This is a genomic window from Erwinia pyri, assembly GCF_030758455.1.
Classification (GTDB): Bacteria; Pseudomonadota; Gammaproteobacteria; order Enterobacterales; family Enterobacteriaceae; genus Erwinia; species Erwinia pyri.
In genome coordinates, this window is sequence record NZ_CP132353.1 from 4,250,621 (window position 1) to 4,276,868 (window position 26,248).

At 55.3% G+C, this 26,248-nt stretch carries 24 protein-coding genes; 8 read left to right on the plus strand and 16 right to left on the minus strand.

Features of this window, described 5'->3' with window-relative positions:
• Positions 1–126: 126 nt before the first annotated feature.
• Positions 127–954, plus strand: coding sequence for a dienelactone hydrolase family protein (locus tag Q3V30_RS20130; RefSeq protein WP_306208856.1), 828 nt, complete (start codon positions 127–129; stop codon positions 952–954).
• A gap of 51 nt (positions 955–1,005) precedes the next feature.
• On the opposite strand, the gene metE is transcribed toward Q3V30_RS20130, so the two are convergent.
• Positions 1,006–3,276 (minus strand): 5-methyltetrahydropteroyltriglutamate--homocysteine S-methyltransferase, encoded by a 2,271-nt coding sequence (metE, locus tag Q3V30_RS20135; protein WP_306208858.1) that lies wholly within the window; start codon positions 3,274–3,276, stop codon positions 1,006–1,008.
• A gap of 135 nt (positions 3,277–3,411) precedes the next feature.
• On the opposite strand from metE, the gene metR reads away from it, so the two are divergent.
• Positions 3,412–4,353 (plus strand): HTH-type transcriptional regulator MetR, encoded by a 942-nt coding sequence (metR, locus tag Q3V30_RS20140; protein ID WP_306208860.1) that lies wholly within the window; start codon positions 3,412–3,414, stop codon positions 4,351–4,353.
• 98 nt (positions 4,354–4,451) lie between these two features.
• Positions 4,452–4,928, plus strand: a complete 477-nt coding sequence (locus tag Q3V30_RS20145; RefSeq protein WP_306208862.1) for a YehS family protein — start codon at positions 4,452–4,454, stop codon at positions 4,926–4,928.
• A 54-nt stretch (positions 4,929–4,982) separates the two neighbouring features.
• On the opposite strand, the gene Q3V30_RS20150 is transcribed toward Q3V30_RS20145, so the two are convergent.
• Entirely contained in the window at positions 4,983–5,837 is an 855-nt protein-coding gene (locus Q3V30_RS20150; protein ID WP_306208863.1) for a carboxylate/amino acid/amine transporter, read from the minus strand.
• 391 nt (positions 5,838–6,228) lie between these two features.
• On the opposite strand from Q3V30_RS20150, the gene glpT reads away from it, so the two are divergent.
• A complete protein-coding gene (gene glpT, locus Q3V30_RS20155; RefSeq protein ID WP_306208866.1) occupies positions 6,229–7,578 on the plus strand; it encodes a glycerol-3-phosphate transporter in 1,350 nt (449 codons plus the stop codon).
• 11 nt (positions 7,579–7,589) lie between these two features.
• The gene (gene glpQ / locus Q3V30_RS20160) at positions 7,590–8,642 is read left to right on the plus strand and encodes a glycerophosphodiester phosphodiesterase (protein WP_306208868.1); all 1,053 of its coding nucleotides are present in this window, start codon (positions 7,590–7,592) and stop codon (positions 8,640–8,642) included.
• A 40-nt stretch (positions 8,643–8,682) separates the two neighbouring features.
• Here glpQ and yigL read toward each other — a convergent pair whose 3' ends face one another.
• Both yigL and pldB read right to left on the minus strand, forming a co-directional pair.
• Complete coding sequence (yigL, locus tag Q3V30_RS20165; protein WP_306208870.1) at positions 8,683–9,483, minus strand: sugar/pyridoxal phosphate phosphatase YigL; 801 nt, start codon at positions 9,481–9,483, stop codon at positions 8,683–8,685.
• 72 nt (positions 9,484–9,555) lie between these two features.
• Positions 9,556–10,545 carry a lysophospholipase L2 gene (pldB, locus tag Q3V30_RS20170; protein WP_306208872.1) on the minus strand — a complete coding sequence of 330 codons (990 nt, stop codon included), beginning with the start codon at positions 10,543–10,545 and terminating at the stop codon, positions 9,556–9,558.
• Positions 10,546–10,660: 115 nt separating this feature from the next.
• Here pldB and rhtB point away from each other — a divergent pair, with 115 nt between their 5' ends.
• Positions 10,661–11,284, plus strand: a complete 624-nt coding sequence (gene rhtB, locus Q3V30_RS20175; RefSeq protein ID WP_306208874.1) for a homoserine/homoserine lactone efflux protein — start codon at positions 10,661–10,663, stop codon at positions 11,282–11,284.
• A gap of 36 nt (positions 11,285–11,320) precedes the next feature.
• Here the strand turns inward: rhtB and rhtC are convergent, their stop codons facing one another.
• From rhtC to pldA, 3 genes are read right to left on the minus strand one after another with little or no spacing between them, the layout of a single operon-like run.
• The gene (rhtC, locus tag Q3V30_RS20180; protein ID WP_306208876.1) at positions 11,321–11,944 is read right to left on the minus strand and encodes a threonine export protein RhtC; all 624 of its coding nucleotides are present in this window, start codon (positions 11,942–11,944) and stop codon (positions 11,321–11,323) included.
• Between the two features lie 34 nt (positions 11,945–11,978).
• A complete protein-coding gene (recQ, locus tag Q3V30_RS20185) occupies positions 11,979–13,805 on the minus strand; it encodes an ATP-dependent DNA helicase RecQ (protein ID WP_306208879.1) in 1,827 nt (608 codons plus the stop codon).
• A 56-nt stretch (positions 13,806–13,861) separates the two neighbouring features.
• A complete protein-coding gene (gene pldA, locus Q3V30_RS20190) occupies positions 13,862–14,740 on the minus strand; it encodes a phospholipase A (RefSeq protein ID WP_306208881.1) in 879 nt (292 codons plus the stop codon).
• A 161-nt stretch (positions 14,741–14,901) separates the two neighbouring features.
• Between pldA and Q3V30_RS20195 the strand changes: the two genes are divergently transcribed.
• Positions 14,902–15,375, plus strand: coding sequence for a thioesterase family protein (locus Q3V30_RS20195; protein WP_306208883.1), 474 nt, complete (start codon positions 14,902–14,904; stop codon positions 15,373–15,375).
• A gap of 59 nt (positions 15,376–15,434) precedes the next feature.
• The gene (gene rarD, locus Q3V30_RS20200; protein WP_306208884.1) at positions 15,435–16,340 is read left to right on the plus strand and encodes an EamA family transporter RarD; all 906 of its coding nucleotides are present in this window, start codon (positions 15,435–15,437) and stop codon (positions 16,338–16,340) included.
• Positions 16,341–16,389: 49 nt separating this feature from the next.
• On the opposite strand, the gene corA is transcribed toward rarD, so the two are convergent.
• From corA to Q3V30_RS20240, 9 genes are all read right to left on the minus strand, one after another.
• Complete coding sequence (gene corA / locus Q3V30_RS20205) at positions 16,390–17,343, minus strand: magnesium/cobalt transporter CorA (RefSeq protein WP_306208885.1); 954 nt, start codon at positions 17,341–17,343, stop codon at positions 16,390–16,392.
• Between the two features lie 148 nt (positions 17,344–17,491).
• Positions 17,492–17,548, minus strand: a complete 57-nt coding sequence (gene ysgD / locus Q3V30_RS22780; RefSeq protein ID WP_428979272.1) for a YsgD/CorL family protein — start codon at positions 17,546–17,548, stop codon at positions 17,492–17,494.
• A 157-nt stretch (positions 17,549–17,705) separates the two neighbouring features.
• Positions 17,706–19,868: a DNA helicase II gene (gene uvrD / locus Q3V30_RS20210; RefSeq protein ID WP_306208886.1), complete on the minus strand. Its 2,163-nt coding sequence runs from the start codon at positions 19,866–19,868 to the stop codon at positions 17,706–17,708.
• A 57-nt stretch (positions 19,869–19,925) separates the two neighbouring features.
• A complete protein-coding gene (yigB, locus tag Q3V30_RS20215; RefSeq protein WP_306208888.1) occupies positions 19,926–20,642 on the minus strand; it encodes a 5-amino-6-(5-phospho-D-ribitylamino)uracil phosphatase YigB in 717 nt (238 codons plus the stop codon).
• Positions 20,642–21,550, minus strand: coding sequence for a tyrosine recombinase XerC (gene xerC / locus Q3V30_RS20220; RefSeq protein WP_306208890.1), 909 nt, complete (start codon positions 21,548–21,550; stop codon positions 20,642–20,644). The genes yigB and xerC overlap by 1 nt, the downstream gene beginning before the upstream one ends.
• Positions 21,547–22,251, minus strand: a complete 705-nt coding sequence (locus tag Q3V30_RS20225) for a DUF484 domain-containing protein (RefSeq protein WP_306208892.1) — start codon at positions 22,249–22,251, stop codon at positions 21,547–21,549. Before Q3V30_RS20225 ends, xerC begins: the two co-directional genes overlap by 4 nt.
• The gene (gene dapF / locus Q3V30_RS20230) at positions 22,248–23,072 is read right to left on the minus strand and encodes a diaminopimelate epimerase (RefSeq protein ID WP_306208894.1); all 825 of its coding nucleotides are present in this window, start codon (positions 23,070–23,072) and stop codon (positions 22,248–22,250) included. Before dapF ends, Q3V30_RS20225 begins: the two co-directional genes overlap by 4 nt.
• A 27-nt stretch (positions 23,073–23,099) precedes the next feature.
• Positions 23,100–23,396, minus strand: coding sequence for an LPS translocon maturation chaperone LptM (gene lptM, locus Q3V30_RS22785; protein ID WP_428979220.1), 297 nt, complete (start codon positions 23,394–23,396; stop codon positions 23,100–23,102).
• Positions 23,397–23,559: 163 nt separating this feature from the next.
• Complete coding sequence (locus Q3V30_RS20240) at positions 23,560–26,115, minus strand: class I adenylate cyclase (RefSeq protein ID WP_306208896.1); 2,556 nt, start codon at positions 26,113–26,115, stop codon at positions 23,560–23,562.
• Between the last annotated feature and the right edge of the window lie 133 nt (positions 26,116–26,248).

Consider the following 26,248-nt stretch of genomic DNA (forward strand, 5'->3'; position numbering starts at 1 on the left):
TTGCCACAAGTTGTGGTGTCGGTAAGCTGATGGCAGTGTTAATGGTGAAGAGAAAAGCATCCCCTGACCCAAACGTAATCCTGGCTATAGTTAGCTGATTGCGCTAATGCATGCACGGAGAGGACAATGAAAACCGAAGAAAATATGACTCAAAAAATGAGCAATAATGGGTTCGCTCCCGCGGTATCGCCTACCGCATCGACCACAATTATCACTGACAGCGAAGCGATTTTGTCAGGCGAAACATCCATTCCCACCCAGGGCGAAAATATGCCCGCGTTCCATGCCAAGCCCCGTAATGCCAGCGGTCCGCTGCCGGTGATCCTGGTGGTTCAGGAGATTTTCGGGGTACATGAGCATATTCGTGATATCTGCCGCCGCCTGGCGCTGGAAGGCTATCTGGCGGTGGCGCCGGAGCTCTATTTCCGTCAGGGCGATCCTGCCGAATATAATGATATTCCAACGCTTTTCAGCGAATTAGTCAGCCAGGTTCCCGACACTCAGGTGCTTGCCGATCTGGATCATGTCGCCAACTGGGCCTCACGCCACGGCGGCGATATGCGTAATATGGCGATCACCGGTTTTTGCTGGGGCGGCCGCATTACCTGGCTCTACGCGGCGCACAATCCGCAGCTAAAAGCCGCCGTTGCGTGGTATGGCAAACTGGTTGGCGAAAAGACCCTGAAGCAGCAGAAGCAGCCGGTGGATATTGCCGTTGACCTTACTGCGCCGGTATTAGGGCTTTATGGCGGTCTGGATGAGAGTATTCCGCAGGAGAGCGTGGAGAAGATGCGTCAGGCGCTGCGTGCCGCCAACGCAAAAGCGGAAATCGTCGTTTATCCCGAGGCGGGACATGCATTTAACGCTGACTATCGCCCAAGCTATCACGAAGAGTCCGCAAAGGATGGCTGGCAGAGGATGCTTGCCTGGTTCCGGCAATATGATGTGAAGTAATAAAAAAGGGGCGCAATAGCGCCCCAGCACAACAACACAACAACAGAAAAATCAGGCTTCGATCTTACGCAGGTTTTGCGCCGCCTGAACCATATTAGCCAGAGCCTGGCGGGTTTCCGGCCAGCCCCGCGTTTTCAAACCGCAATCCGGGTTTACCCACAAACGCTCCGTCGGGATGCGTTTTGCCGCTTTCAGCAGCAGCGCCTCTATCCACTCCACCTCTGGCACATTTGGCGAGTGAATATCGTAAACGCCCGGTCCAATGTCATTCGGATAATCAAATTCCTCAAACGACTCCAGCAGTTCCATATCGGAACGTGAGGTTTCGATGGTGATCACGTCCGCATCCAGTGCGGCGATAGAGTCCATGATGTCGTTAAACTCGCAGTAACACATATGGGTATGAATTTGGGTGTCATCCTGCGCCACAGCGGCGTTGAGGCGGAACGCATCGACTGCCCACTCCAGATAGGCAGCCCAGTCCGACTGACGAAGCGGCAGCCCTTCACGCAAGGCAGGCTCATCAATCTGAATAATGCCAATCCCCGCTTTCTCGAGATCTGCCACCTCATCCCGCAGCGCCAGAGCGATCTGTTTTGCGATGGTTTCCCGGGTAACGTCTTCGCGGGGGAATGACCAGCAAAGGATAGTCACCGGGCCGGTCAGCATACCTTTAACCGGTTTATCGGTCAGAGACTGCGCATACTTCGCCCACTCAACGGTGATCGCTTGCGGGCGGCTGACGTCACCAATGATCACCGGCGGCTTCACGCAGCGCGAACCGTAACTCTGCACCCAGCCGTTTTGCGTGAAGGCGAAACCGTCCAGATTCTCACCAAAATACTCAACCATGTCATTACGTTCAGCTTCACCGTGCACCAGCACGTCCAGCCCCAGGCGCTCCTGTTCGGCAATGGCCTGCTTAATATGTTCAGCAATGCCGGTGCGGTAGTGGCTGCTATCCAGCCGACCCTGTCTGAAGTCCAGACGCAAACCACGGATCTCAGTAGTCTGCGGGAAAGAGCCAATGGTGGTGGTCGGCCAGGCGGGCAGCTGGAAGCGCTTACGCTGGGCTTCTGCCCGCACGGCGTAGCTGTTATTGCGCAGGCTCTCTTCAGGCGTGATGCCAGCCAGCCGTTTGCCAACCGCCGCATTATGCACGCGGGGTGAGTGGCGACGGGCGCGGATGGGCGCGCTCCACGCTTCCAGCGACTGCGGATCGTTGTTGTTTAACGCATGACTCAGCAGCGAAAGCTCGGCACACTTTTGCAGCGCGAAGGCGAACCAGCTTTTCACCTCATCATCCAGACGCGTTTCGGTGCTGAGATCGATAGGACTGTGCAGCAATGAACAGGATGAACCTATCCAGAGCTGCTGGCGTTGGGCCAGCAGCGGCTGAAGACGTTCAAACCAGCTGCTGAGATCGGCGCGCCAGACATTGCGGCCATTGATAACGCCTACGGAGAGCAACCACTCTGCCGGGATTTTTCTGTTCAGCTCAGCGATATCATCTTTGCCATGGACCAGGTCAACGTGCAGGCCCTGAACCGGCAGCGTACGGATAGTGTCAATGTTGGTACCGGCGCTTTCAAAATAGGTAGTGAGCAGCAGTTTTGTGGATCCCTGCAGCGCTTCATAAGCTGGCTTAAAGGCATCCAGCCACGACTGAGGCAGTTCCAGAACCAGCGCTGGCTCATCAATCTGCACCCAGTCGATATTGCGCGCTGCCAGCTCAGCCAGCACCTGCTGATATACCGGCAGAATGTCGTTCAGCAAGCTCAGGCGGTCAAACTGTTCGCCCTTTACTTTACCCAGCCACAGATAGGTTACCGGACCCAGCAGCACAGGTTTCACCTTATGCCCCAGCGCCAGCGCTTCATCCACCTCTTCCAGGATCTGCCTCCAGCTCAGCTTAAACTGCTGGCCTTTGGTGAATTCCGGCACCATATAGTGATAGTTAGTGTTGAACCATTTTGTCATCTCGGCTGCGGCTGCGGGTTCGCCGGTTGGCGCGCGACCACGGCCCAGGCGGAACAGGGTATCCAAATCGACCGAGCCATCTTTATTTTGATGGCGGGCCGGGACATTGCCCAGCAGCAGGCTGGTTGTCAGAACGTGATCGTACCAGGCGAAGTCTCCCACCGGCACCAAATCCACACCCGCCTGCCGCTGCTGCTGCCAGTGGCGGGCACGTAATTCGCGCCCCACGGCCAGCAGTTCTTCCTGAGACGTGGTGCCTGCCCAGTAGCTTTCCTGGGCCTTTTTCAGTTCGCGACGCAGGCCGACGCGGGGAAATCCGAGTGTATGGTTCAGAATGGTCATCAGCGCTTTCCTCAGTTGCTGCCCGTTGTGGTTGCAATCAGGCTTTTAGACGTCCAGATGTTTACACATCTATAATCCGCAGGTACTGTAGTAACCACAAGCGCAAATTGTTCACTGTCGTTGTGAAGGACTCTCATGATCGAACTTAAACACCTGCGAACGCTGCAGGCGCTGCGGACAACCGGCTCACTGGCAGCAGCAGCAGCCCAGCTACATCAAACGCAGTCGGCGTTATCTCATCAGTTCAGCGACCTGGAACAGCGTCTGGGCTTCCGTCTGTTCGTGCGCAAGAGCCAGCCGTTACGCTTCACGCCGCAGGGAGAGATCCTGCTGCAGCTGGCGGAGCAGGTGCTGCCGCAAATTCAGCAGGCGCTTCAGGCGTGTCATGAGCCGCACCAGACCACGCTGCGCATCGCCATTGAGTGCCACAGCTGTATCCAGTGGCTGACGCCCGCGCTGAATAATTTTCGCCAGAGCTGGCCGCAGGTGGTGATGGATTTCAAATCGGGAGTCACGTTTGACCCGCAACCAGCCCTGCAGCAGGGCGAGCTGGATCTGGTTCTTACTTCCGATATTCTGCCGCGCAGCGGGCTGTTCTATTCACCGATGTTTGATTTTGAAGTAAGGCTGGTGCTGGCGCCGGACCACGCTCTGGCGCAAGTTGAGCATATCTCCCCTGAGGATCTGGCTAACGAAGTGCTGATGATTTATCCGGTTCAGCGCCAGCGTCTGGATATCTGGCGACACTTTTTACAGCCCGCGGGCGTCAGCCCGGCGCTGAAAAGCGTTGATAATACGCTGCTGTTAATTCAGATGGTGTCGGCAGGCATGGGCATTGCCGCGCTGCCTCACTGGGTGGTAGAAAGCTTTGAAAATCAGGGCGTGGTGGTTACCAAAACGTTGGGTGAAGGGCTATGGAGCCGCCTTTATGCCGCCGTCCGCGATGGCGAGCAGCGTCAGCCGGTTACCGAGGCTTTTATCCGCTCTGCCCGCCAGCATGCCTGTGACCATTTACCCCGCGTGAAAGATGCTTCCCAACCCGGGACGCCCCTGCCTGGTACGCTGGCTCACTCCTGATTTATCTCTCCCGCTTAATCTCTGGCGGGTTTTCCTGCATCAGGGGCCATTTGTCTCTATAATGCGCCCAACAGACTTTGATCCCTGATGAGATTTTTATGACGAATAATGATGTTCTGCGCAGCGTGCGCTACATGCTGGATTTAAGCGATGCCCAGGTCGTAGCGATCCTGGCGCTGGCAGAAACCGAGGTCAGCGAAGCGGAAGTGCACAGTTTCCTGAAAAAAGAGGATGAGCCAGGCTACCGCGACTGCCCGGATGTGATTATGGGCTACTTCCTGAACGGCCTGATTTTCCAGCGTCGCGGAAAGAGCGAAGAGGCCCCTGCCCCCTCTATCGAACGCAAAATGACTAACAACATCATCATGAAGAAGCTGCGTGTTGCGTTTGATCTGAAAACCACTGACATTCTTGAGACCCTCAAGCTGGCGGACTTTGCCGTAGGTCAGTCTGAGATTGGCGCTATCTTCCGTAAGCCTGGCCATAAAAATTACCGCGAATGCGGCGACCAGATCCTGCGTAACTTCCTTAAAGGGTTAACGCAGAAGATCCGCCCGGCGGTAAAAGCGAAATAATGCGTAAAGGGCAGCACTCTGCTGCCCTTTACAGTTTCCGGAAGCGGATGCCGATTACCGGTTTTTAATAACCCAGTGTCGGTGGACTAACAGAGAAGCGAAAATGACCGCTGCGCCAATGATAAAACTTGGCCAGTGCGGCTGCTGCTGCCAGATAGCCAGGTTGACCAACAGGCCTGCAGGCACATGCATATTGTTCATAATCCCCAACGTCCCGGCATCCACCTGCGTCGCGCCGTAGTTCCACATGAAATAGCCTAATCCTGAAGCGACAACGCCCAGCCAGATCAGAATGCCCCACTGGAGGGAGGTCGTGGGTAGCTTTTGCGGATTCCCCCACAGGAACCAGGCCAGCACCGCGATTAACGCCGCCCCAAGGTAGAACCAGGAGAAGGCGGTATGCTGTGGCATCGGACGGATCTCCTGCAACCGTTTATAGCCCACCATACCGACAGCAAAGATAATGTTTGCCAGCTGTACCAGCATCAGGCCGAACCAGAAATGTTCGCTCACCTTGTCATAACGGATGATGGCTGCACCGCCCACCGCCAGCAGCGCGCTCAGGGCATATCCCCAGCGCACGCCGCGCCCTTTCAGAAGATCGTAAATCAGCGTGACATAGAGCGGCGTCATCACGGTAAACAGCAGAAATTCTGACACGCTGAGGTAGAGATAGGCCTGGAAACTCACCAGATACATCACCCCGAGCTGTAAAGCGCCAACGCCCATATAGAGCAGCAGCGTGGAAGGCCGGTAGCCTTTCCAGCGCAAAAAGGGCAGGAATACTACCGCTGCCAGCAGCAGGCGAACCAGTACGGAAAACACGCTGTCTACCTGCCCGGCCAGGTATTCACCTATCAGGCTGAAAGAAAATGCCCACAAGATTGTGGTGACAATCAGTAACGTCACAATAAAAACTCTGCAGTGAAAAGTGGCCGTAGTGTAGCGAAATGCACGAAGTCACAGGGAATTATTTGGTTTACATCTGAGCATTTAAAATACATCTGCACTGTGGCTTTGAAAGATGTTCGCTAACGAAAGTCATTTTCTTAACGCTTTCCAAACCCAACTTTTTATCATTCCCCCTTCACAAGCCTGACACGTTTTGTCGCGCTAATTCACAGATACGGTTTTTTTGTCATAAAAATGTAACATTTGAGTTTCGCTTCACAGTCTGCTGAGCGTTTTACGCCTATTCTTTGCGCGAAAAGGAACATTGTGTCCGTTTTTCCGGCAATCCTTTCGTTATGACGCGCCATAAGGCGCTAAAAAGAGAATAAACCGCCCATCGGAGGCTCACATGTTAAGTATTTTTAAGCCAGCCCCTCACCAGCCTCGTGTAGAGGCCGGCAAGGTAGATCCGCTCTACCGCAAGCTGCGCTGGCAAATTTTCCTGGGAATTTTCTTCGGTTATGCTGCCTATTATCTGGTTCGCAAAAACTTTGCTCTCGCCATGCCCTATCTGATTGAGCAGGGTTTTTCCCGTGGCGACCTCGGGTTTGCGCTCTCTGGCATCTCTATCGCCTACGGCTTTTCAAAATTTATCATGGGCTCGGTCTCTGACCGCTCTAACCCCAGAGTCTTTTTGCCTGCCGGGTTGATCCTGGCCGCCGCGGTTATGCTCTTTATGGGGTTCGTCCCCTGGGCCACCTCCAGCATTATGGTGATGTTCGTGCTGCTGTTTTTATGCGGCTGGTTTCAGGGAATGGGATGGCCTCCCTGTGGCCGCACTATGGTGCACTGGTGGTCGCAAAAAGAGCGCGGAGGGGTGGTTTCCGTCTGGAACTGCGCGCATAACGTAGGCGGCGGCATTCCTCCTCTGCTGTTCTTGCTGGGCATGGCGTGGTTTAACGACTGGAAAGCGGCGCTCTATATGCCAGCCTTTGGCGCTATCGTGATTGCCCTCTTTGCCTTTGCCATGATGCGCGATACGCCGCAATCCTGCGGCCTGCCGCCGATTGAAGAGTACAAAAATGATTATCCGCCGGACTATGATGAAAAACATGAAGAAGAGCTGACCGCCAGGCAAATCTTTATGCAATATATTTTGCCGAATAAATTGCTGTGGTATATCGCGCTGGCGAACGTGTTTGTCTATCTGCTGCGTTACGGCATTCTTGACTGGTCACCTACTTACCTGAAAGAAGTGAAGCATTTCGCGCTGGATAAATCCTCCTGGGCTTACTTTTTCTATGAATATGCAGGGATCCCCGGCACGCTGCTGTGTGGCTGGATGTCTGACAAAGTCTTTAAAGGCAATCGTGGCGCCACCGGCGTATTCTTTATGGTGTTGGTCACCATTGCCACCGTAATCTACTGGATGAACCCGGCAGGTAATCCCGGCATTGATATGGCTTGTATGATCGCCATCGGCTTCCTGATTTATGGGCCTGTCATGCTGATTGGCCTGCATGCGTTAGAGCTGGCTCCGAAAAAAGCGGCCGGAACAGCGGCAGGGTTTACCGGTTTATTTGGTTACCTGGGCGGCTCTGTGGCAGCCAGCGCTATCGTCGGCTATACCGTAGACTTTTTCGGCTGGGACGGAGGCTTTATCATCATGATTGGCGGCTGTGTACTGGCTGTGCTGTTGCTGGTGTTAACTATGCTGAGTGAAAACAAGCATAAACAGCAGCTGAAGCAGGCGGAATAACGGGAGAGTCCATGTTAATTAAAACAGTCGTGGCCACCATCCTGATGGCCTCTTCACTCTGCGCTATGGCTGCGCAGTCGGACAAAATTGTTATTGCCCATCGGGGAGCCAGCGGCTATTTGCCGGAACATACGCTTCCTGCCAAGGCGATGGCCTATGCCCAGGGAGCGGACTTTCTGGAGCAGGATTTGGTCATGACCAAAGATGACCGGTTAGTCGTGCTGCACGATCATTACCTTGATCGTGTGACAGATGTTGCCGACCGTTATCCTACCCGTGCCAGAAAGGATGGACGTTACTACGCTATCGACTTCACGCTGGCCGAGATTAAAGGCCTGAAATTCTCAGAAGGGTTTACCGTAGAGAACGGCAGGAAAAAGCAGACGTTCCCAAAACGCTTTCCTCTGGGGAAATCTGACTTCCGCGTCCACACCTTTGAGGAGGAGATCGAATTCATTCAGGGACTGAATTACTCTACAGGTAAAAACATCGGGATTTACACGGAGATTAAAGCGCCCTGGTTTCATCGCCAGGAGGGCAAAGATATCTCCGCTAAAGTGCTCGATGTCCTGAAGAAGTACGGTTACAGCGATAAAAAAGATCCTGTGTACCTGCAGTGTTTTGATTACAACGAAGTGAAGCGGATCAAAACGGAGCTGGAGCCACAGCGAGGGATGAACCTCAAGCTGGTCCAGTTAATCACTGAAACCAGCTCGAAAGAGACGCAGGAGCAGCAGAACGGCAAATGGGTGAACTACAGCTACGACTGGATGTTTAAACCTGGCGCCATGAAGCAAGTGGCTGAGTACGCCGATGGAATTGGGCCGGATTATCATATGCTGGTGGCGGCGACATCGACTAAGGGTCATATTCGTCTGACCGGGATGGTGAAAGAAGCGCACCAGGCCAGAATGGTGGTTCATCCTTATACCGTCCGGGCAGACCAGCTTCCCGCTTGGGTAGATAATGTCGATCAGCTCTACGATGTGCTCTACAACCAGGCTAACGTAGACGGCTTATTCACTGATTTCCCTGATAAAGCAGTTCACTTCCTGCATCAGTAAACCTCTTCCGCCCCGGTGCGCCTGGGCGGAAGATGGCTGGCTACACGTTGTAAAGCTTACGCAGATAGTGGGGCACAGCGTTATCCGCATTGGATCCAATCACTTCCAGCTCCGGCAGCAGATCTTTCAGACGATGGTGCGAATTGCTCATGATGCACCCCTTGCCAGCCATGGTCAGCATCTCTTTATCATTCATACCGTCACCAAAGGAGATGCACTCTTTCAGGCCAAAGCCCAGAGAGCGGGCAACGGCGTCCAGCGCATGGCCTTTCGACACCCCGCCCGCCATCACTTCCAGACAGGTCGGCAGCGAGAAGCTGACGTTAACGCGATCGCCCCAGCGAGCCACCAGCGCCTCCTCGAGCGGGATCAGCAGCTCAGGTTTACCACAGGTAAAGAACACCTTGCTGATGCCATCCGTTGCCAGCGAACCTGGCTCATAGATCTGGTAATTGAAGTCAGACTCGCGGAAGAAATCCATCTCTTCAGGACGGTTACGGTTCAGGAACCACTCTTCATCGCGGTAGACGTTGGTAAAAATATCCTCATGGCTGTGATGCAGCGCAAACAGCTCGCGGGCAATGTCTTCATCCAGATTGTGGCTGAAAACCAGCTCGCCAGCGGTGTTGTGCACGCGCGCGCCGTTAGAGGTGATCATAAAAGCGTCAATCCCCAGACTGTCCCGCATTTGCGCCACATCAATGTAGTGACGGCCGGTGGCGAAGATAAAATTCACCCCCTTGCGAGTCATCAGCTGCAGCGTTTCACGGGCGAAAGGAGATAAACGGTGATCCGGTGACAACAGCGTGCCGTCAAGATCGGAAGCAACAATAGGGTACATAAAACCTCTGGTTAGTCTGTTATCGGGCAGTCTGGCTGGCCCGCTACTGAGTCACATCTGAGTAGTGCAAAATCAATGCCTGGAGAAAAACGCCACGATGGCTTCCAGCGCTTCGGCACGCATGCTGTCTTTTTCAAACAAGATCTCATGACGCGCGCCTGCAATAACCTGCGGTTTTCCCCCTTCACAGGGCTGCCCCGCGGCGGTCATAGCCTGACAAAACAGATCCTGAGCCCGGTTATCCACCACCTTGTCCGCACCGGCCTGCAACAGCAGTAGCGGTGTGGCGATCTCCTTCGCCCGGCTGATAATACTCTGCCCGGCCTGCATCCCTTCACGCACCCAATGATAGGTTGGGCCGCCCACGCGCAGGCCGGGGTCATCAGCATAGAAACGCAGGTTGCGCCGGTAGCGCTCACGGCTGTGGGTCAGTTCATTGATGCCAAAAGGTCTGGCACGCCATTTTCCGGTGCCGATGGCATAACCGTCCCGCAGCGCCGGGCGTTTCTCAGCCCACTCCAGGATGCGGTTCGCCATCCAGACCGGCATCGGGAGAAAGATACCGAACATCGGCGAAGCCAGCACCACCGCGTCAAAAGCCGCAGGTTCTCTTGCCAGCATCAGCGTTAAAATTGCCCCGCCCATGGAGTGAGCCAGCGCATAACGGTGCCGGTAATGGCCGCCAGCCACTTCCCTGCGATAAAGCGTTTGCAAATCGTCGACATAATGGTCAAACGCTTCGACGTGACCCCGGTGAGAATCCTGCAGCAGGCGGCCAGAGCGGCCCTGACCACGATGGTCAATAATGATGATGTCATAACCGCACTGAAACAGATCATAGGCCAGCTCAGGATATTTCACATAGCTTTCGATCCTTCCCGGACAGAGCAGGATAACTTTGTCGTGACGTGCAGAAGTGAAACGGACATAGCGTATTTTGACGTTTTCCACGCCGGTGAATTCGCGCTCTTCACGCTGCTGCCAGAAGTCCAGCAGCGGCCCCGTAGCAAAAGCAGCAAACGCTTTTTCACGCGTTGGCCAGCCCTTTTTTTGACTCGTCATCGGCTTCAGCCCTTACTCCCTTTTCACCACCCGGAAGGGATAATCTCATTCCGTAGCGCAACCGCAAACAATGACGTATTGTGTCATACTTCTGCGCTATCAGGGAGCGTTACCCATGACCATCGAATGGTGGCTGGCTTATCTTTTAACCACCAGCATCTTAAGTCTTTCACCCGGTTCCGGGGCGATCAATACCATGAGTACCGGCATCAGCCACGGCTATCGTGGCGCAGTGGCCTCCATTTCCGGCCTGCAGGTTGGCCTGTCACTGCACATCCTGCTGGTGGGCATTGGCCTGGGCGCCCTCTTCTCACAATCTCTGCTGGCTTTTGAGATCCTGAAGTGGGCCGGGGCTGCCTATCTGGTCTGGCTGGGCATTCAGCAGTGGCGCTCTGCCGGTGGCATCGATCTGCAGGCGGTGGCAAAAGCGATGCCGCGCAGAAAGCTGTTTAAGCGCGCGGTTCTGGTGAACCTGACTAACCCGAAAAGCATTGTTTTCCTGGCGGCGCTGTTCCCGCAGTTCATCCTTCCTCATCAGCCGCAGGCTGTGCAGTATCTGGTATTGGGCGTGACGACGGTGGTGGTCGATATCATCGTGATGATTGGCTACGCCATGTTGGCTAAACGCATTGCCGGGTGGATCAAAGGGCCGCGTCAGATGAAATTGCTGAACAGAACGTTTGGCGGAATGTTTATGGCGGTAGGCGCGCTGCTGGCCTCGGCAAGGCGCATTGCCTGAGAGTGTCAGGCCGGGTCAGTCACCCGGCCTGAAACATTAGCGTGAAAGGATCAGGTGGATGCCAAAACCGGCAAACAGGAGACCCGCAAAACCATCAATCCATTTTGCCAGACGCTGATAACCCTGACGCATCGCTGGCAGGGCAAAGATGCTGGCCACCAGGCTGAACCAGACAAACGTTTCCCCGACGATCAGTAAAAACAGCCCCCAGCGCTCCCCCGCTCCCACATCATCCCCGACAAACAGAGAGAATACGCTGCCAAAGTAGATTACCGCTTTTGGGTTAGAGAGGTTGGTGAGAAAGCCTTTCAGGAAAGTTTTGCCCTTTTTCGGCAGCACGACCGTTGGGGCATCTGGCTGAGTGGCCTGCCTGTGCTGCTGGCGCGCAGAGCGCAGCATCTGCCAGCCCATCCATAGCAGGTAAAGCCCGCCGCCGACCATGATCAGCTGATGCAGCCAGGCCATCTGCTGCAGGATCAGGTTCAGCCCCATCAGCGCCACGCCCGCCCAGATAACAATGCCCAGGGTGATCCCGGTAACGCCCAGCATCGCTTCCTTTCTGGAGCGGCTGACCGCAGTTTGCGACACGAAAAAGAAGTCCGGTCCCGGACTCATCAACGCCACAAAGTGAACCAGCGCCACCGTCAGGAATAACATCATTTTCTCTGCTCCTTTGACTCTTTATCCAGGGAAACTACTCTTCATCATCAATATGTTCTTTAATCATCACCAGGAAAGGCTTGCCAAATCGCTCCAGTTTTCTCTGACCTACGCCGTTAATACTCAGCATCTCTGACGCGGTGATCGGCAGCTGTTCAGCCATCTCTATCAGCGTGGCATCGTTAAAGACGACATAGGGGGGAATGTTTTCCTCATCGGCAATCGCTTTACGCAATTTTCGCAGCTTGGCGAACAGCTTGCGGTCATAGTTGCCGCCAAAAGATTTCTGGCTGTTATTACGGGGCTTAACGCTGACCAGCCTTGGCACCGCCAGCATCAGCGGCGCTTCGCCGCGTAAGATCGGACGGGCCGCTTCCGTCAGCTGTAACGCCGAGTGCATGGCAATGTTCTGCGTCACCAGCCCGAGGTGGATCAGCTGGCGCAGCACGCTCACCCAGTGCTCATTGCTCTGATCTTTACCGATACCGTAGACGGGTAATTTATCGTGCTGCATATCGCGGATGCGCTGATTATTCGCCCCACGCAGCACCTCAACGATATAGCCCATGCCAAAGCGCTGCCCTACGCGATAAATGCCGGAGAGCGCTTTCTGCGCCTCTACCAGCCCGTCATAACGACGCGGCGGATCCAGACAGATATCGCAGTTGTCGCAAGGCTGCTGACGCCCTTCACCGAAGTAGTTCAACAAGACCAGACGACGGCAGGTTTGCGCTTCAGCAAAGGCGCCCATCGCATTGAGCTTATGCCGTTCAATATCCTGTAACGGACCCGGCGCTTTTTCATCCAGGCAGCGACGCAGCCAGGCCATATCCGCCGGGTCGTACAGCATCAGCGCTTCCGCGGGCAGGCCATCACGACCGGCACGGCCGGTTTCCTGATAGTAGGACTCAATATTACGCGGGATATCGAAGTGCACCACAAAACGCACGTTGGGTTTATTAATGCCCATACCAAAGGCGACGGTCGCCACGACAATTTGCAGGTCGTCACGCTGAAACGCTTCCTGGACCTGCGCGCGATGAGCGTTATCCATCCCGGCATGATAAGCGCCGACGCTCAGCCCACGGCTTTGCAGCCTGGCGGCCGTGTCTTCCACCTTCGCCCGGCTGTTACAATAGATGATGCCGCACTTACCGCGCTGATCCTGCACATAGCGCAGCAGCTGCTCGGTAGGCTTGAATTTTTCCACCAGCGTGTAGCGGATATTGGGGCGGTCAAAGCTGCTGATCTGGATCAGCGGATCGTTTAACTGCAGCAGCCGCGCGATATCGTTTCGCGTCGTTTCATCGGCTGTTGCCGTCAGCGCCATCACCGGCACATCAGGCAGGCGCTGACGAAGCTGGCCCAGCGCACCGTACTCAGGACGGAAATCATGTCCCCACTGAGAAATACAGTGCGCCTCATCCACGGCCAGCATCGCCGGATTCCAGTGCAGCAGGTTATCGAGAAAATTGTCCATCATCAGACGTTCTGGCGCGATATAGAGCAGCCTGATCCGTCCCGTACGGCATCCAGCCATCACCTCCTGCTGCTCTTCACGGTTCTGCGAAGAGTTGAGACAGGCGGCGGACACGCCGTTGGCCAGCAGCTGATCCACCTGATCTTTCATCAGTGAGATCAGCGGAGAAACCACCAGGGTCAGGCCCTCTCTGACCAGCGCCGGAATTTGATAGCAGAGTGACTTACCGCCGCCGGTCGGCATCACGACCAGACAGTCACGCCCTTTCAGCGAAGCCTGAATAATGGATTGTTGTCCTGGGCGAAAGTGCTGGTAGCCGAAGGTCTCTTGCAGTACCTGTTCCGCCAGCGCTTCCTGATTGATTACTGCAGCCGTAGACACGTATTCCCCAAATCTGATGATGGGTGAGCGAACTTGAGTCGCTCACCGGAAAGGCATTAAAACAGGTCGTTCAGCATCACACCCACACCCACGCGCGTCTGGCGGTGGTTATAGTCAATCAGCGATTCGCCGTAGCCGCTGAACACCTGGGTATAGAAACGAACGTGGTTAGTGATCGGGTAGCTCCAGCCCATTTCCGCGCCGCCGTAGCCGCTATTCCAGTTATAGTTGCTCTTAACGCTGAAAATGCTTTCGCCCCATTGATAGCCAACGGTCAGACGATAATACCCCATGTACTTGGTGATATCCGGGTTATCATCATCATTTTCACTTTCTGGAATGCGGTACCAGGGTTTAGCTTCTACCATCCAGTTGCCGTTCTGCGCCATCAGGCGGGCGTAGACCCGGTTCCAGCTGCGTGAAGTGGGTTCAGAGCGCCCGTTTGACTGATGGTTCAGGCCCGTTTCCACATCTCGCAGTGTCCAGCCAGCGAAGCTATAATCTGTCGCCCAGCCCAGAAAAATCTGCGGCTGATAGTCGGTTTCGCGAAACGGCGAAGAACCGGCACGGTTAGAGAGCTGCCACCACGATCCCTGAGTATACGAGGCTGCCAGCACCGAGTTGTCACCCAAAATGCCACGCCACAGGGGAAAGGCCAGACTGAGCTGGAATTTTACTTCATCATGCTTGGCGGTGTCTGCCCAGTTATAGCTCTCGATAGCCTCTTTGTTGATATTGCTGGTGTCCGTATAGAGAACGTAGTTGCTTTCGTAAGGGAAAAGAACGAAAGGATTGTCATGCTTTTCCAACAGGTTAGCGATAATACTGCCACGCACGGCGGGCTGGTCGTGGACCTCGGTAACCGTGGCTTCTTGTGCCAGAACTAACGTGGGAAACAGGAAGGCTGCTGCCAGCAATCCTCTCAGCATAGGCATAATGTTCTCCAGAACAGAAACGGGATAAGTGGATAAAAAGCACGCCATTCTACACAGAAACCGGTACGGAGATTAGCGCTGTTTTTGTAAATAAAAGCGCGCTCTGGTCTGGCACAGACACTCTGTTATTCTGTAGCGACCATTTTTTGTGAGGACTTTTCATGAACTCTGCTGTTCCTCTGGCTCAGGAGGCTGCACGCCGCCTGATCGGTGATATTTTTGTCTGTGACATGCCTTTTAATCAGGCGTTGGGCCTGAAACTGGAGAGGCTTGAGCCGGACTATGCTGAGCTGAGTTTTGCTAACCAGAGCAAACTGGTGGGAAATGCCGCCCAGAAAATTTTGCACGGCGGCGTGATTGCTTCGGTGCTGGATGTGGCAGCGGGATTAGTCTGCGTAACCAGTGCGCTGACCCGCCAGGAGAGCATCACGGAAGAGGAGCTACGGCAGCGCCTTTCCAGAATGGGCACAATTGATCTGCGCGTTGATTATCTTCGACCGGGGCGCGGCGAAAGGTTTATCGCTACCAGCAGCCTGCTGCGCGGTGGGAATAAAGTTTCCGTCGCCCGTGTAGAGCTGCATAACGATGCGGGCGTGTATATTGCCAGCGCAACCGCCACTTATCTTACCGGTTAGCTGGTGAGCCAGCCTAATTATCCCTATCTCAATCATTGTTCTCTACGGAGCCACATTACATGGATGCGCAACAAACCCGACAGGGGATCTTCTTTGCTCTCGGCGCTTATTTCATCTGGGGCATTGCACCAGCCTATTTCAAACTGCTCCAGCAGGTTGCTCCGGGCGAGATCATCACTCATCGGGTGATCTGGTCCTTCTTTTTTATGCTGCTGCTGGTCAGCCTGAGCCGTAACTGGGGCAAAGTGAAGCTGATCCTGCAGCAGCCGAAAAAGGTGCTGCTGCTGGCGGTTTCCGCTACGGTAGTCTGTGGGAACTGGTTGATTTTTATCTGGGCGGTTAATAATCACCATATGCTGGAAGCCAGCCTGGGCTACTTCATTAATCCCCTGTTGAACGTGCTGGTGGGGATGCTGTTCCTGAAAGAGCGCTTCCGCTGGATGCAGTGGCTGGCGGTAGCGCTCGCCGCCTGTGGCGTACTGGTGCAGCTGTGGAAGTTTGGCTCGGTGCCGATCGTTGCACTTGGCCTGGCCGTGACTTTTTCATTATATGGTCTGATACGGAAAAAGATTGGGGTGGATGCGCAAACCGGTATGCTGATTGAAACCAGCTGGCTGCTGCCGGTGGCGGCTCTCTATCTGTTCGGCATTGCGGACAGTCCCACCAGTCATCTTGACCAGAATCCGTGGTCACTTAACCTGCTGCTAATTGCCGCTGGTGTAATCACCACTATTCCGCTGATGCTGTTCACCGCGGCCTGCAGCCGGTTACGGCTCTCCACCGTGGGCTTTTTCCAGTATCTGGGCCCCACGCTGATGTTCCTGCTGGCGGTGATCTTCTACGGCGAACAGCTGACGCAGGATAAAGCCGTGACCTTTGCCTTTATCTGGGCAGCGCTGGCGCTGTTCATTTTCGATGCCGTCTGGACGCTGAAGCGCAGGCCCGCCGCTATCACCGCAAGTTGAGAGATAAAAAAACCCCGCATAAGCGGGGTTCAGTTTTTGCAGCGCGGCGTTAAAGCCAGTTCTTACGCTTGAAGTAGGCATAGGGGGCCAGCCCCGCCAGGATCATCAGCGCTATCGCACCCGGATAGCCGAAGCTCCATTTCAGCTCGGGCATAAACTCAAAGTTCATCCCGTAGCTGGAAGCGACCAGCGTTGGCGGCAGAAAGACCACCGAGACCACCGAGAAGATCTTGATGATGCGGTTCTGTTCGATATTGATAAAGCCCATCGCCGCCTGCATCAGGAAGTTAACCTTCTGAAACAGCGATTCATTGTGCGGCAGCAGGGATTCGATATCGCGCAGTATTTCCCGCGCCTGCTCCAGCTGATTGCCCGGCAGCCGCGCCTTGCGCACCAGGAAGTTCAGCGCGCGCTGCGTATCCATCAGACATAAACGCACCTTCCAGCCGATATCTTCCAGTTCTGCCAGCGTTGAGAGTGCCGCATCAAACTCATCGCCCTGGTGCCCTTCCATGATCACCCGGCTTAGCTTTTCCAGATCGCTGTAGATGTTTTCGATTTCATCAGCCAGCTGTTCGATTTTGGTTTCAAACAGATCCAGCAGTAATTCGTAGGCGTTGCCGTCAATCAGTACCTGGTTACGGGCGCGCATCCTGTAAAGGCGAAACGCAGGCAGTTCCCGCTCACGAAGGGTATAAAGGCGACCTTCACGAATGGTAAACGCCACCGTGGAGTTACCGGCATGGTCTTCCGCATCTTCATAAAAGAAAAAGGAGTGGATATGCAGCCCGTCTTCATCTTCGAAGAAACGCGCCGAAGCCTCAATGTCTTCCAGTTCAGGACGGGTCGCCAGGCTCTGGCCCAGTTCGTTCTGGACGCGATCGCGCTCGTTCTCTTCGGGTTCGATCAGGTCAACCCATACCGAACTGGTCAGCTCATCGTCAGGTTCTTCCAGCTCAAGGCGGGTTAAGCGGCTTTGATCGAGTTTAAATGCGCTCAGCATAGCTGTACTCCCAATTCACGGTCATAAATGGGACAAAGCGCTTGTACACGGGAAACAGAGGTTTCAGTCAGTGACTAATCTGACTCAGAGCGACGGAGATGCGGGAGTCGCCAACAACCACGAAGGCTATCGGCAGAAGAGGATAGCCTTAGGAGTTGTACCTGCTGAACAGGTCAATGAGCCAGTATCTACTGGGTGTGTCCAAGGCGAATGTCCTCTCAGGGTTATGGTGCGCGCATGTTACGCTGTGCTGAAAATGGCGTCAACATCAGAGCCGGGATAAATGTGCGCCAAATATTGACAAGCGTTAGCAAAGGTTAACAGCCGAACGGGACGAAAAAATCCGTCCCGCCGACAGGGGCTTAGACGGTTTCAAGTTTGGCGTAAGCGGCCACCAGCCACTTAATGCCCTGGCCCTGAAAAGCGACCTGCAGACGGCTGTGTTCGCCGCTGCCTTCCAGATTAACGATGGTGCCTTCGCCAAACTTGGCGTGCCGCACCCGCTGGCCTAATTTGAAGCCGGTGTCATTCTGCGCCACCGGCGTCCCCATCCGCTGATGATTTACCGGGCGGGTAACGCTGGCCCGCAGGCGCACCTCTTCCACACACTCAACCGGCAGCTCGCCGATAAAGCGTGAAGGGCGATGATAGACCTCTTTGCCATAGAGCCGGCGGGTTTCCGCATAGGTGAGCGTGAGCTTCTGCATGGCGCGCGTTACGCCAACATAAGCGAGACGACGCTCTTCTTCCAGCCTGCCGCCCTCATCCAGCGACATCTGGCTGGGGAACATCCCCTCTTCCACGCCGACGATAAAGACCTGTGAGAATTCCAGCCCTTTGGCGGAGTGCAGGGTCATCAGCTGCACGGCATCCTGCCACTTATCGGCCTGACCTTCGCCCGCCTCCAGCGCAGCATGAGAGAGGAAAGCCTGCAGCGGCATCAGATCTTCATCTTCATCCTGATAGCTGTACTGCCGCGTGGCGTTCACCAGCTCCTCAAGGTTTTCAATTCGCGCCTGGCCCTTCTCGCCCTTCTCCTGGTCATACATCAGCCACAGGCCGGAATCTTTGATCACCCGGTCGGTCTGCACATGCAGCGGCATCTCGCTGGTTTCCTGTGCCAGTGAATCCACCAGCTCAGTAAAGCGTTGCAGCGCAGAGGCCGCACGGCCCGCCAGCGCCTTTTCCTGCAGCAGCGCGCGCGAACTTTGCCACAAGGTAAGCTGGCGTTCACGAGCGGTCTGCCTGACCACATCCAGCGTCCGGTCACCGATGCCACGCGTGGGGGTATTCACTACGCGCTCGAACGCCGCATCATCATTGCGGTTAGCGATCAGCCGCAGATAAGCCAGAGAGTCCTTAATTTCCTGACGCTCGAAGAAGCGCATACCGCCATAGATCCGGTAAGGCATGCTGGTTTGCAACAGCGCCTCTTCCAGCACGCGCGACTGGGCGTTGCTGCGGTAGAGAATAGCGCAGTCGTTCAGCGCACCGCCCTTCTCCATCCAGACCTTGATGCGGTTCACCACGAAACGGGCTTCATCCAGCTCATTGAAGGCGCAGTAGATAGCGATCGGCTCGCCGTCACTGCCGTCCGTCCACAGCTCTTTACCAAGACGACCGCTGTTATTGGCAATCAGGGCGTTCGCCGCTTTCAGAATATTGTTGGTGGAGCGGTAGTTCTGCTCCAGACGGATCGTTTCCGCCCCCCTGAAGTCGTTGAGGAAACGCTGAATGTTCTCTACCTGCGCCCCACGCCAGCCATAAATCGACTGATCGTCATCGCCAACAATGATCACTTTTCCGCTGTCGCCCGCCAGCATGCGGATCCAGGCGTACTGAATGTTGTTGGTATCCTGGAATTCGTCCACCAGCACGTTGGTGAAGCGCTCGCGGTAGTGGTTAAGGATATGCGGCTTATTGAGCCAGAGTTCATGGGCGCGCAGCAGCAGCTCGGCGAAATCGACCAGTCCGGCACGATCGCACGCTTCCTGATAAGCCTGATAGATCCGCAGCCAGGTTTGCTCGATGGGGTTGCCGTAGCTTTCGATATGCTTCGGCCTTAAGCCTTCATCTTTTTTGCCGTTGATGTACCACATGCCCTGGCGCGCGGGCCACTGCTTCTCATCCAGGTTCATCGCTTTAATCAGGCGCTTCAGCAGCCGCAGCTGATCTTCGCTGTCGAGGATTTGGAAATCCTGCGGCAGGTTGGCATCCAGGTGGTGCGCACGCAGCAGGCGGTGTGCCAGCCCGTGGAAGGTCCCGATCCACATCCCGCCCTGACTGGTGCCGATCAGCTGCTCGATGCGGTGGCGCATCTCCGCTGCGGCCTTGTTGGTAAAGGTCACCGCCATAATGGAATAGGGAGAGCAGTTCTCTACCGCCAGCAGCCAGGCAATCCGGTGAACCAGCACGCGGGTTTTGCCGCTGCCAGCCCCTGCCAGCACCAGCAAATTGCTGCGCGGCGCGGCTACGGCCTCGCGTTGTTTGTCATTTAAGCTGTCTAGCAGGTCTGAAACGTCCATAGGCACCGTCAGGAAAGGGGGAGCGACAGGCGCTCCACTGGATATTTAACCAGTTTATTATATCAGTGCAGTCAGCGATGCCAACTGCGAAATTTCCAGCGTGGGAAGCAGACGCGCATCCGCAATATGCCGCAGGTTGCCGTTATGCAAATTGATCCAGCAGGCTTGCATGCCGCAGCGCACTGAACCTGCCACGTCAGTGGTCAGATCATCGCCCACATGAAGGATGCTTTTCAATGGCAGATTGAGCTTTTCAGCGGCCGCGTGGTACATATCTTCATAAGGCTTGGCGCGCCCGTCCGGCCCGGCACGCAGGATAAATTTAAAATATTTATCCAGGCCAAACAGGTGAGGTTCCGCATTACCGTTGGTGATCGCCACCAGCGGGATACGCTCTGCCAGCGCCGCCAGCGTAACGTGCGTCTCTTCCGGCACCTCAATTTTGCTGCGCCAGTGGGCGAAGTTTGCCATCACTGCCCGGGAACCTTCATCAGCCTCACGGGCAGTGAGTCCCGCTTTCAGCATCACCAGCTCCACCGCACGCCGGCGCCATTCACTGACGTCATGGTAGATCTCCGGCTCCTGCTCGCGCAGGCTGTCGCGCAGCTGCTGATAGTGTTCAACGCTGAATTCATTCAGGGCCGGATGGTAAGACTGAAGAAACGCATGGGACTCTTTGGTGGTACGCAGGATCACCGGATGGTTATCGTACAGCGTGTCGTCCAGGTCAAAAGTCATCGCTGCCACAGGGCGCAGCGGTCGGTAAAAGTGCATCACGATTTTCCTCGTTTGGCACGGGGATGGGCAGCATCGTAAACCGACGCCAGGTGCTGGAAGTCAAGATGGGTATAAATTTGCGTGGTGGTGAGATTTGCATGGCCAAGCAGCTCCTGAACCGCACGCAGGTCACCGCTCGACTCCAGCATATGCGTGGCAAAGGAGTGGCGAAGCTTATGCGGATGGATATGGCTGGAGACGCCCTGCTTCACGCCCCACTCGGCAAACCGTTTCTGTACGTTGCGGGCCGACATGCGTTTGCCCTGCTTTGACAGAAACACCGCCTGGTCCTCTGGCGCAAACAGCTCGCGCATCGCCAGCCAGTGCTCCATCCACTGCACGGCGGTGCGGCCTATCGGCAGACGCCGCTCTTTACTGCCTTTCCCCACTACCCAGACTTCGCCAGAGGCTAAATCCAGATGGCCGGTATCAATTCCGACCAGCTCGGAGAGACGCAAGCCGGCACCGTACATGATCTCCAGCATGGCGCGATCGCGCACTGCCAGCGGATCGTTTAAGTCGATATCCAGCAGGCGGCTGACTTCATCCACGTCAATATTTTTGGGCAGATGGCGCGGCGCGCGCGGCGTCGCCACCCCTTTGGCGGGATTGGCCTTAAGAACGCCCTGGCTGATTTGCCAGTCGAGGAAGCTGCGCAACGCCGAAAGGCGCAAGGCCAGGCTGGCGGGTTTCAGACCACCGCGGCGGCTTTTTGCCGCCAGTGACCGGACCTGAGCAGCATCCAGCTTATCCCAGGCAGAGAGATTCATTTCGCCAAGCAACGCAATGCAGGCAGAGAGCTGCCGCTGATAGTTGGTCTGCGTAAGCGGGCTGAGCTGCCGCTCCACCTTCAGGTAGCGCAGGAAGCCCTCTACGGCAGGCAGGAGCGGCGAGTCGCTACTCATGCGCGTTCAATCCAGCGCGTCAGGAGTTCAGGTAACATCAGGGACAAATGCTGCAACAGCACGGTGCCCATTCCTGACTGATAGTGCTGGCTGTCGCGGCTACTGAAAATCAGCACGCCCAGGTCGCCCTGCTCGCCCATCAGTGACATGGCGACCGAGCCGATCGCTTTGGCCTGAGGCAGCAGTAAAAGCAGCTCGGGACCGTTAAGGTTGCCCAGATAATGCTGCTGTTTGCCCAGGCGCTGAATACGCACCGCCTCAAAAGCAGGACGGGAAAGCGCCAGCTGAGTAAAGTCCGAAGGTGCGCCGATGCGCCATTTTTCACTGAACAGACGCACATTCGCCCCCGCCAGACCAAGCTCTCTCGCCCAGCGGTGCAGCCGGTTAAGCATATCGTGCAGGCTGTCGGCAGAAGCCAGGCGCGCCTGCAAAGATAACAGGCGAGCGAACAGCTGCTGGTTGGCGCTGGCCTGCTCCATCAGCAGGGTGATCTCTTCTTCCAACTGGGTGATGTGGTTGCGCTGGCGAGCCAGCTGCCACTCAACCAGAGAAACCGTGCCGCGGACGGGGTGCGGCACCAGCATCTGTTCGACCTGGCGGGCATTGCGGATAAAGAAGTCCGGATTTTGCAGCAGGAAGTCGCTGACGGCCCGATCGTCCAGCAGCTCGCCGATCGCCTGTTGTTCTCCGACATTTTTCATAAATGGATAAATCCGTCATAAACGTGGGTGGCAGGTCCGGTCATATACAGCGGGTGGCCCGGGCCTTTCCAGGCAATGTTCAAGCTGCCGCCAGGCAGGTCGACACGGACTTTTTCCGCCAGCAGCGCCTGCTGAATACCTACCGCAACGGCGGCACATGCCCCGCTGCCGCAGGCCTGAGTTTCTCCCGCGCCACGTTCATAAACGCGCAGGCGAATATGTTCGCGGCTCACGATCTCCATAAAGCCGACGTTGACCCGCTCCGGGAAACGCTCGTGGCTTTCCAGCACCGGCCCCAGGCTCTCTACGACGGCGGTTTTCACATTCTCTACGGTCAGTACGCAGTGCGGGTTGCCCATTGATACCACGCCGCACATGATCGTCTGTTCCGCCGCGCGCATCAGGTAGAGGTTTTCCGCTTTGTTGGCGCGGAAAGGAACCTGCTGCGGTTCAAAATTGGGCTCGCCCATATTGACGCAGACCAGTTCATCCTGCGTCACGCTGAGCACCATACGGCCCGTTTGTGTACTGACGCGGATATCGCTCTTGTTGGTCAGCCCTTTCAGCCGCACGAAACGGGCGAAACAGCGCGCGCCGTTACCGCACTGGGCAACTTCACTGCCATCGGCATTGAAGATACGGTAATGAAAGTCGAGATCGGGATCGTAGGGCGGCTCAACGATCAGCAGCTGATCGAAGCCGATCCCCAGATGACGATCTGCCAGACGCCGGATCAATTCTGGAGAGAAATAGACGTTTTGCGTCACGGCGTCGACAACCATAAAGTCATTGCCCAGACCGTGCATTTTGGAGAACTGCATTTTTGGCTCCAACGAGTGCGTCATAATTTACTGAGCCGATGGCGTTTCCGCTTCAGTGGTCGAGGTTCCGCTCTCTGTGCCATTCTGAGAAGAGATCGTGGCTGAGCTCTGATTTGTTGAGGTACCGGACGCCGTACCGCTGTTCTGGTCGGTTGAGGTTGATTCGACAGAGGAACGATCGGTGGAGGAAGCCTGGTCACTGCTGTCAGTTGTTTGCTGCTTTGGCTGTTCCTGCGGCGGGAAGTACAAAGGTCCTTTCAGTCCGCAACCTGCCAGGCTGGCCACAGCCAGTACCAGCGCCATCCGGCAAATCATTTTGTTCATGCTTATTCTGCTCGTTATCGGTGCCTGTTGATTGCCTATCATCGCAGGTGAAGTGCCAAAAGCAACAGGAAAAGCACTCTTAATGCGGCGGAAGCCATTCCGCCAAAGCATGCATATCGCGGCGGAAGGCGTTCCGTCAAAGCACTCTTATCGCGGCAGAGCATCAATGCATTTGATAGCGCTGAGCGTAGTCGCCGTTGGCATCGTAATCCGGGACGGTGGCGCAAAGCTGGGCCAGCGTCTGGCTACGGAAAGGAATAACCTGGAAACGGTTATCAACGTTCACAATCTGATAGAACTGCGGCAAATTGAAATTGATAAAGCTGGAACCATAGGTAAAACGGTCATGCGAAGAGGAGTAGAAGCGGCTGACGTCACGCACAAGCTCCTCTTTACTGCCTTCACAGTGGTGATAGATCTCTACCCGGTTGGTTTCATCCAGAATATAGATATTGAAGCCGCGATCGTCTTTGGTATCTTCAAAGAAGAACTGAATAAGCCCTTCACTGGCATAGCCGTTCACTACCGCAGGCAGGCGAGACTGGTCAGTTTCCACCTTGATCGACAAACCGTGCAGTTTGTTATTAGAGATAGCTCCGTAGAACTCCACGGCGTTTTCCAGCTTCTGTACAGAGACGCTGAGGCGCTCAAAGAACAGCCCCCAGGTTTGCCCCGCAACGCGGACGGCCTTGAAACGCCCCGGTTCCTGACGCGTACTGGAGAGGCGCAGCTCAATACATTCTGAAACCAGCTGCTGAACGCGGGTGCGGATCAACCCACGCAGATGCTGGCTGTAGCAGAACACCTCAACGGAATCTGGCGGGGCGGCATCCTGATGCATTTTGCCGAGGATCGTTTTCAGCCCTTCAATCATCGCCTGCTCGCCGTTGAAATGCAGCGTTCGCACCTCATTCCACGAGTTGCGATAGAGCAGATCGATACTGCCAATCAGGCATTGCTGCTGCTGACCAAAGCTGAACACATCCAGCTTGCGGAAATCAAAATGCACCACCTGATTACGGAAGGCGGCCGTCGGGTCATATTCCAGGTTGACGATAATCGCCAGATGACGAATTTCACACGGGCTGTAGAGCGCTTTCGGCGTGGGGGAAGGCACACGCAGCGGGAAATGGTGTGAGACATCCGCCACCAGCTCCTGCAGCCGGGCCAGATCGCAGGTCTCATTGCCTTTAATATGCAGATGCGTTTTGCTGGTCAACAGGCCGTTGAACCATGCCCAGGCCACCAGCTTGTTGAGATAACGGTTATATTCCAGCGGCTGATGGCTGATAATCGACTGCATATCGGGCGACTGGTTATAGAGATACCAGCCGGCGCGGTTAGCGCGCCCGTGCGGAACATGAATAAAGGTCAGATGAGACTCAGAGAGATCGGGTGAAATCTGTGGGTTCACCAGGGTCACTTTACCCGGCAGCGCTTCAAATGCCGCATAGAGCTTACGGGTCAACACGCCAATATCCTGCGGGCTGGCGCTGACGCTCAGGTTATTGCGGCGGGCAAAACGGATCAGGTTACGATAACTCTGCATCATCGCATCCAGCAGTTCATTGTGCGCTTCCCGTACGCGACCAATCTTCCAGTCCGCGCGGCTGTCCAGAATGGTAAGACGCTCGGCATCCCAGCCCCACTCCGTCACCAGTTGGTTAAGAATTTCACGCCGCCAGCCTGAGTTTTCGGTCTCTACCGAGAGCTTTTCACACACTTTCAGATAGAAACAGCGGCGAACCAGGTCAAGCCGCGCATGGTCATCAATGCTGGTGAGATAGTGCGTCACCCTTTCCAGCATCATGCAATAAGGGTCGAGGCCGTAAGAGACGATTTCACCATCATGCAGGCGCTGTTTAATATCCATCGCCAGCAATTTAGTGCTGGGGTATTCCCAGGAGTACGCTTCAAGCAGCAGCGTTTTAAGCACTGCTTTGTAAGGCGAGTCGATACTTTTATAGAGCTGCCACAGGCTGGCGCCAAAGTACTCTTCCGCAGAGAGCGTATCCAGGCCGCCGAGGTCAAGCCACTCATTCGGGGTCAGTACACCCTTTTGGTAGAGTGACATAACGTAGTCGTCGTAGTGCTCCTCTTCCTCGCCCGGCACCATATTCCACAGAATACGCTTACCGGCGAGCCGGACGGCGGTGCGGTAAAATTCATCCAGTAACAGGATATGCTGCGTTGAACCGCAGTCCTCGCCACCGAGGCTGCCGCTTTCGTTATGGCGGAAGCGATTTTCATCAATCAGGAAAAAGCTCGCTTCCACGCCCATCGCCGCACACCATTTTTGCAGCAGGATGCATTTTTTCTGCAGCGCCAGCCGCTCTTCATTATCCAGCCAGGACTGGTGACAGACCCAGATATCCAGGTCAGAGGTCAGGTTTTGCCCTACGGAAGAGGTGCTGCCCATGGAGTAGACGCCGGTGATCGGCAGTTCTCCCTGGGGAGGTGTGGCCGCAAAGTATCCAGATTTTTGTTCTAAATCAGTAAGATAATCAGACTGGCTTTCATCAGGCGTGTAAAAGCTGATGCCATGTGGAACGTTACCTTCAAGGTAACCCGGCATCAGCGGATGATGATAATGTAATAAGGTTGGCAGCAGACTGTAAACCTGTTGGAACGATGGTCCCATGGCAGCCAGAGCGCGATCGACGCGCAGCTGGTTGATGGCATCCAGTCTCTGTTTCAGTGTCTCTATGTAGAGGTACAAGACGTCTCGCCTGATTGTCCCAGTGCTGATAAAAAAACCCTGTTTCCCAAATCCGCCGCTTGATTTGAATATAATCGTGCGAATTATTGCTGGAAACGTGATCAATCTAACACCTGGCAGATTGACCGTAAAG

Excerpts from the sequence above, each read along its gene's own strand:
- uvrD (WP_306208886.1), bottom strand. The coding sequence starts at position 19,868 with ATGGACGTTTCAGACCTGCTAGACAGCTTAAATGACAAACAACGCGAG.
- dapF (WP_306208894.1), bottom strand. The coding sequence starts at position 23,072 with ATGCAGTTCTCCAAAATGCACGGTCTGGGCAATGACTTTATGGTTGTC.
- glpQ (WP_306208868.1), top strand. The coding sequence starts at position 7,590 with ATGTTAATTAAAACAGTCGTGGCCACCATCCTGATGGCCTCTTCACTC.
- yigB (WP_306208888.1), bottom strand. The coding sequence starts at position 20,642 with ATGCACTTTTACCGACCGCTGCGCCCTGTGGCAGCGATGACTTTTGAC.
- yigL (WP_306208870.1), bottom strand. The coding sequence starts at position 9,483 with ATGTACCCTATTGTTGCTTCCGATCTTGACGGCACGCTGTTGTCACCG.
- rhtB (WP_306208874.1), top strand. The coding sequence starts at position 10,661 with ATGACCATCGAATGGTGGCTGGCTTATCTTTTAACCACCAGCATCTTA.
- glpT (WP_306208866.1), top strand. The coding sequence starts at position 6,229 with ATGTTAAGTATTTTTAAGCCAGCCCCTCACCAGCCTCGTGTAGAGGCC.
- xerC (WP_306208890.1), bottom strand. The coding sequence starts at position 21,550 with ATGAGTAGCGACTCGCCGCTCCTGCCTGCCGTAGAGGGCTTCCTGCGC.
- Q3V30_RS20130 (WP_306208856.1), top strand. The coding sequence starts at position 127 with ATGAAAACCGAAGAAAATATGACTCAAAAAATGAGCAATAATGGGTTC.
- pldA (WP_306208881.1), bottom strand. The coding sequence starts at position 14,740 with ATGCCTATGCTGAGAGGATTGCTGGCAGCAGCCTTCCTGTTTCCCACG.
- rarD (WP_306208884.1), top strand. The coding sequence starts at position 15,435 with ATGGATGCGCAACAAACCCGACAGGGGATCTTCTTTGCTCTCGGCGCT.
- metR (WP_306208860.1), top strand. The coding sequence starts at position 3,412 with ATGATCGAACTTAAACACCTGCGAACGCTGCAGGCGCTGCGGACAACC.
- Q3V30_RS20195 (WP_306208883.1), top strand. The coding sequence starts at position 14,902 with ATGAACTCTGCTGTTCCTCTGGCTCAGGAGGCTGCACGCCGCCTGATC.
- pldB (WP_306208872.1), bottom strand. The coding sequence starts at position 10,545 with ATGACGAGTCAAAAAAAGGGCTGGCCAACGCGTGAAAAAGCGTTTGCT.
- corA (WP_306208885.1), bottom strand. The coding sequence starts at position 17,343 with ATGCTGAGCGCATTTAAACTCGATCAAAGCCGCTTAACCCGCCTTGAG.
- Q3V30_RS20145 (WP_306208862.1), top strand. The coding sequence starts at position 4,452 with ATGACGAATAATGATGTTCTGCGCAGCGTGCGCTACATGCTGGATTTA.
- lptM (WP_428979220.1), bottom strand. The coding sequence starts at position 23,396 with ATGAACAAAATGATTTGCCGGATGGCGCTGGTACTGGCTGTGGCCAGC.
- metE (WP_306208858.1), bottom strand. The coding sequence starts at position 3,276 with ATGACCATTCTGAACCATACACTCGGATTTCCCCGCGTCGGCCTGCGT.
- rhtC (WP_306208876.1), bottom strand. The coding sequence starts at position 11,944 with ATGATGTTATTCCTGACGGTGGCGCTGGTTCACTTTGTGGCGTTGATG.
- Q3V30_RS20225 (WP_306208892.1), bottom strand. The coding sequence starts at position 22,251 with ATGAAAAATGTCGGAGAACAACAGGCGATCGGCGAGCTGCTGGACGAT.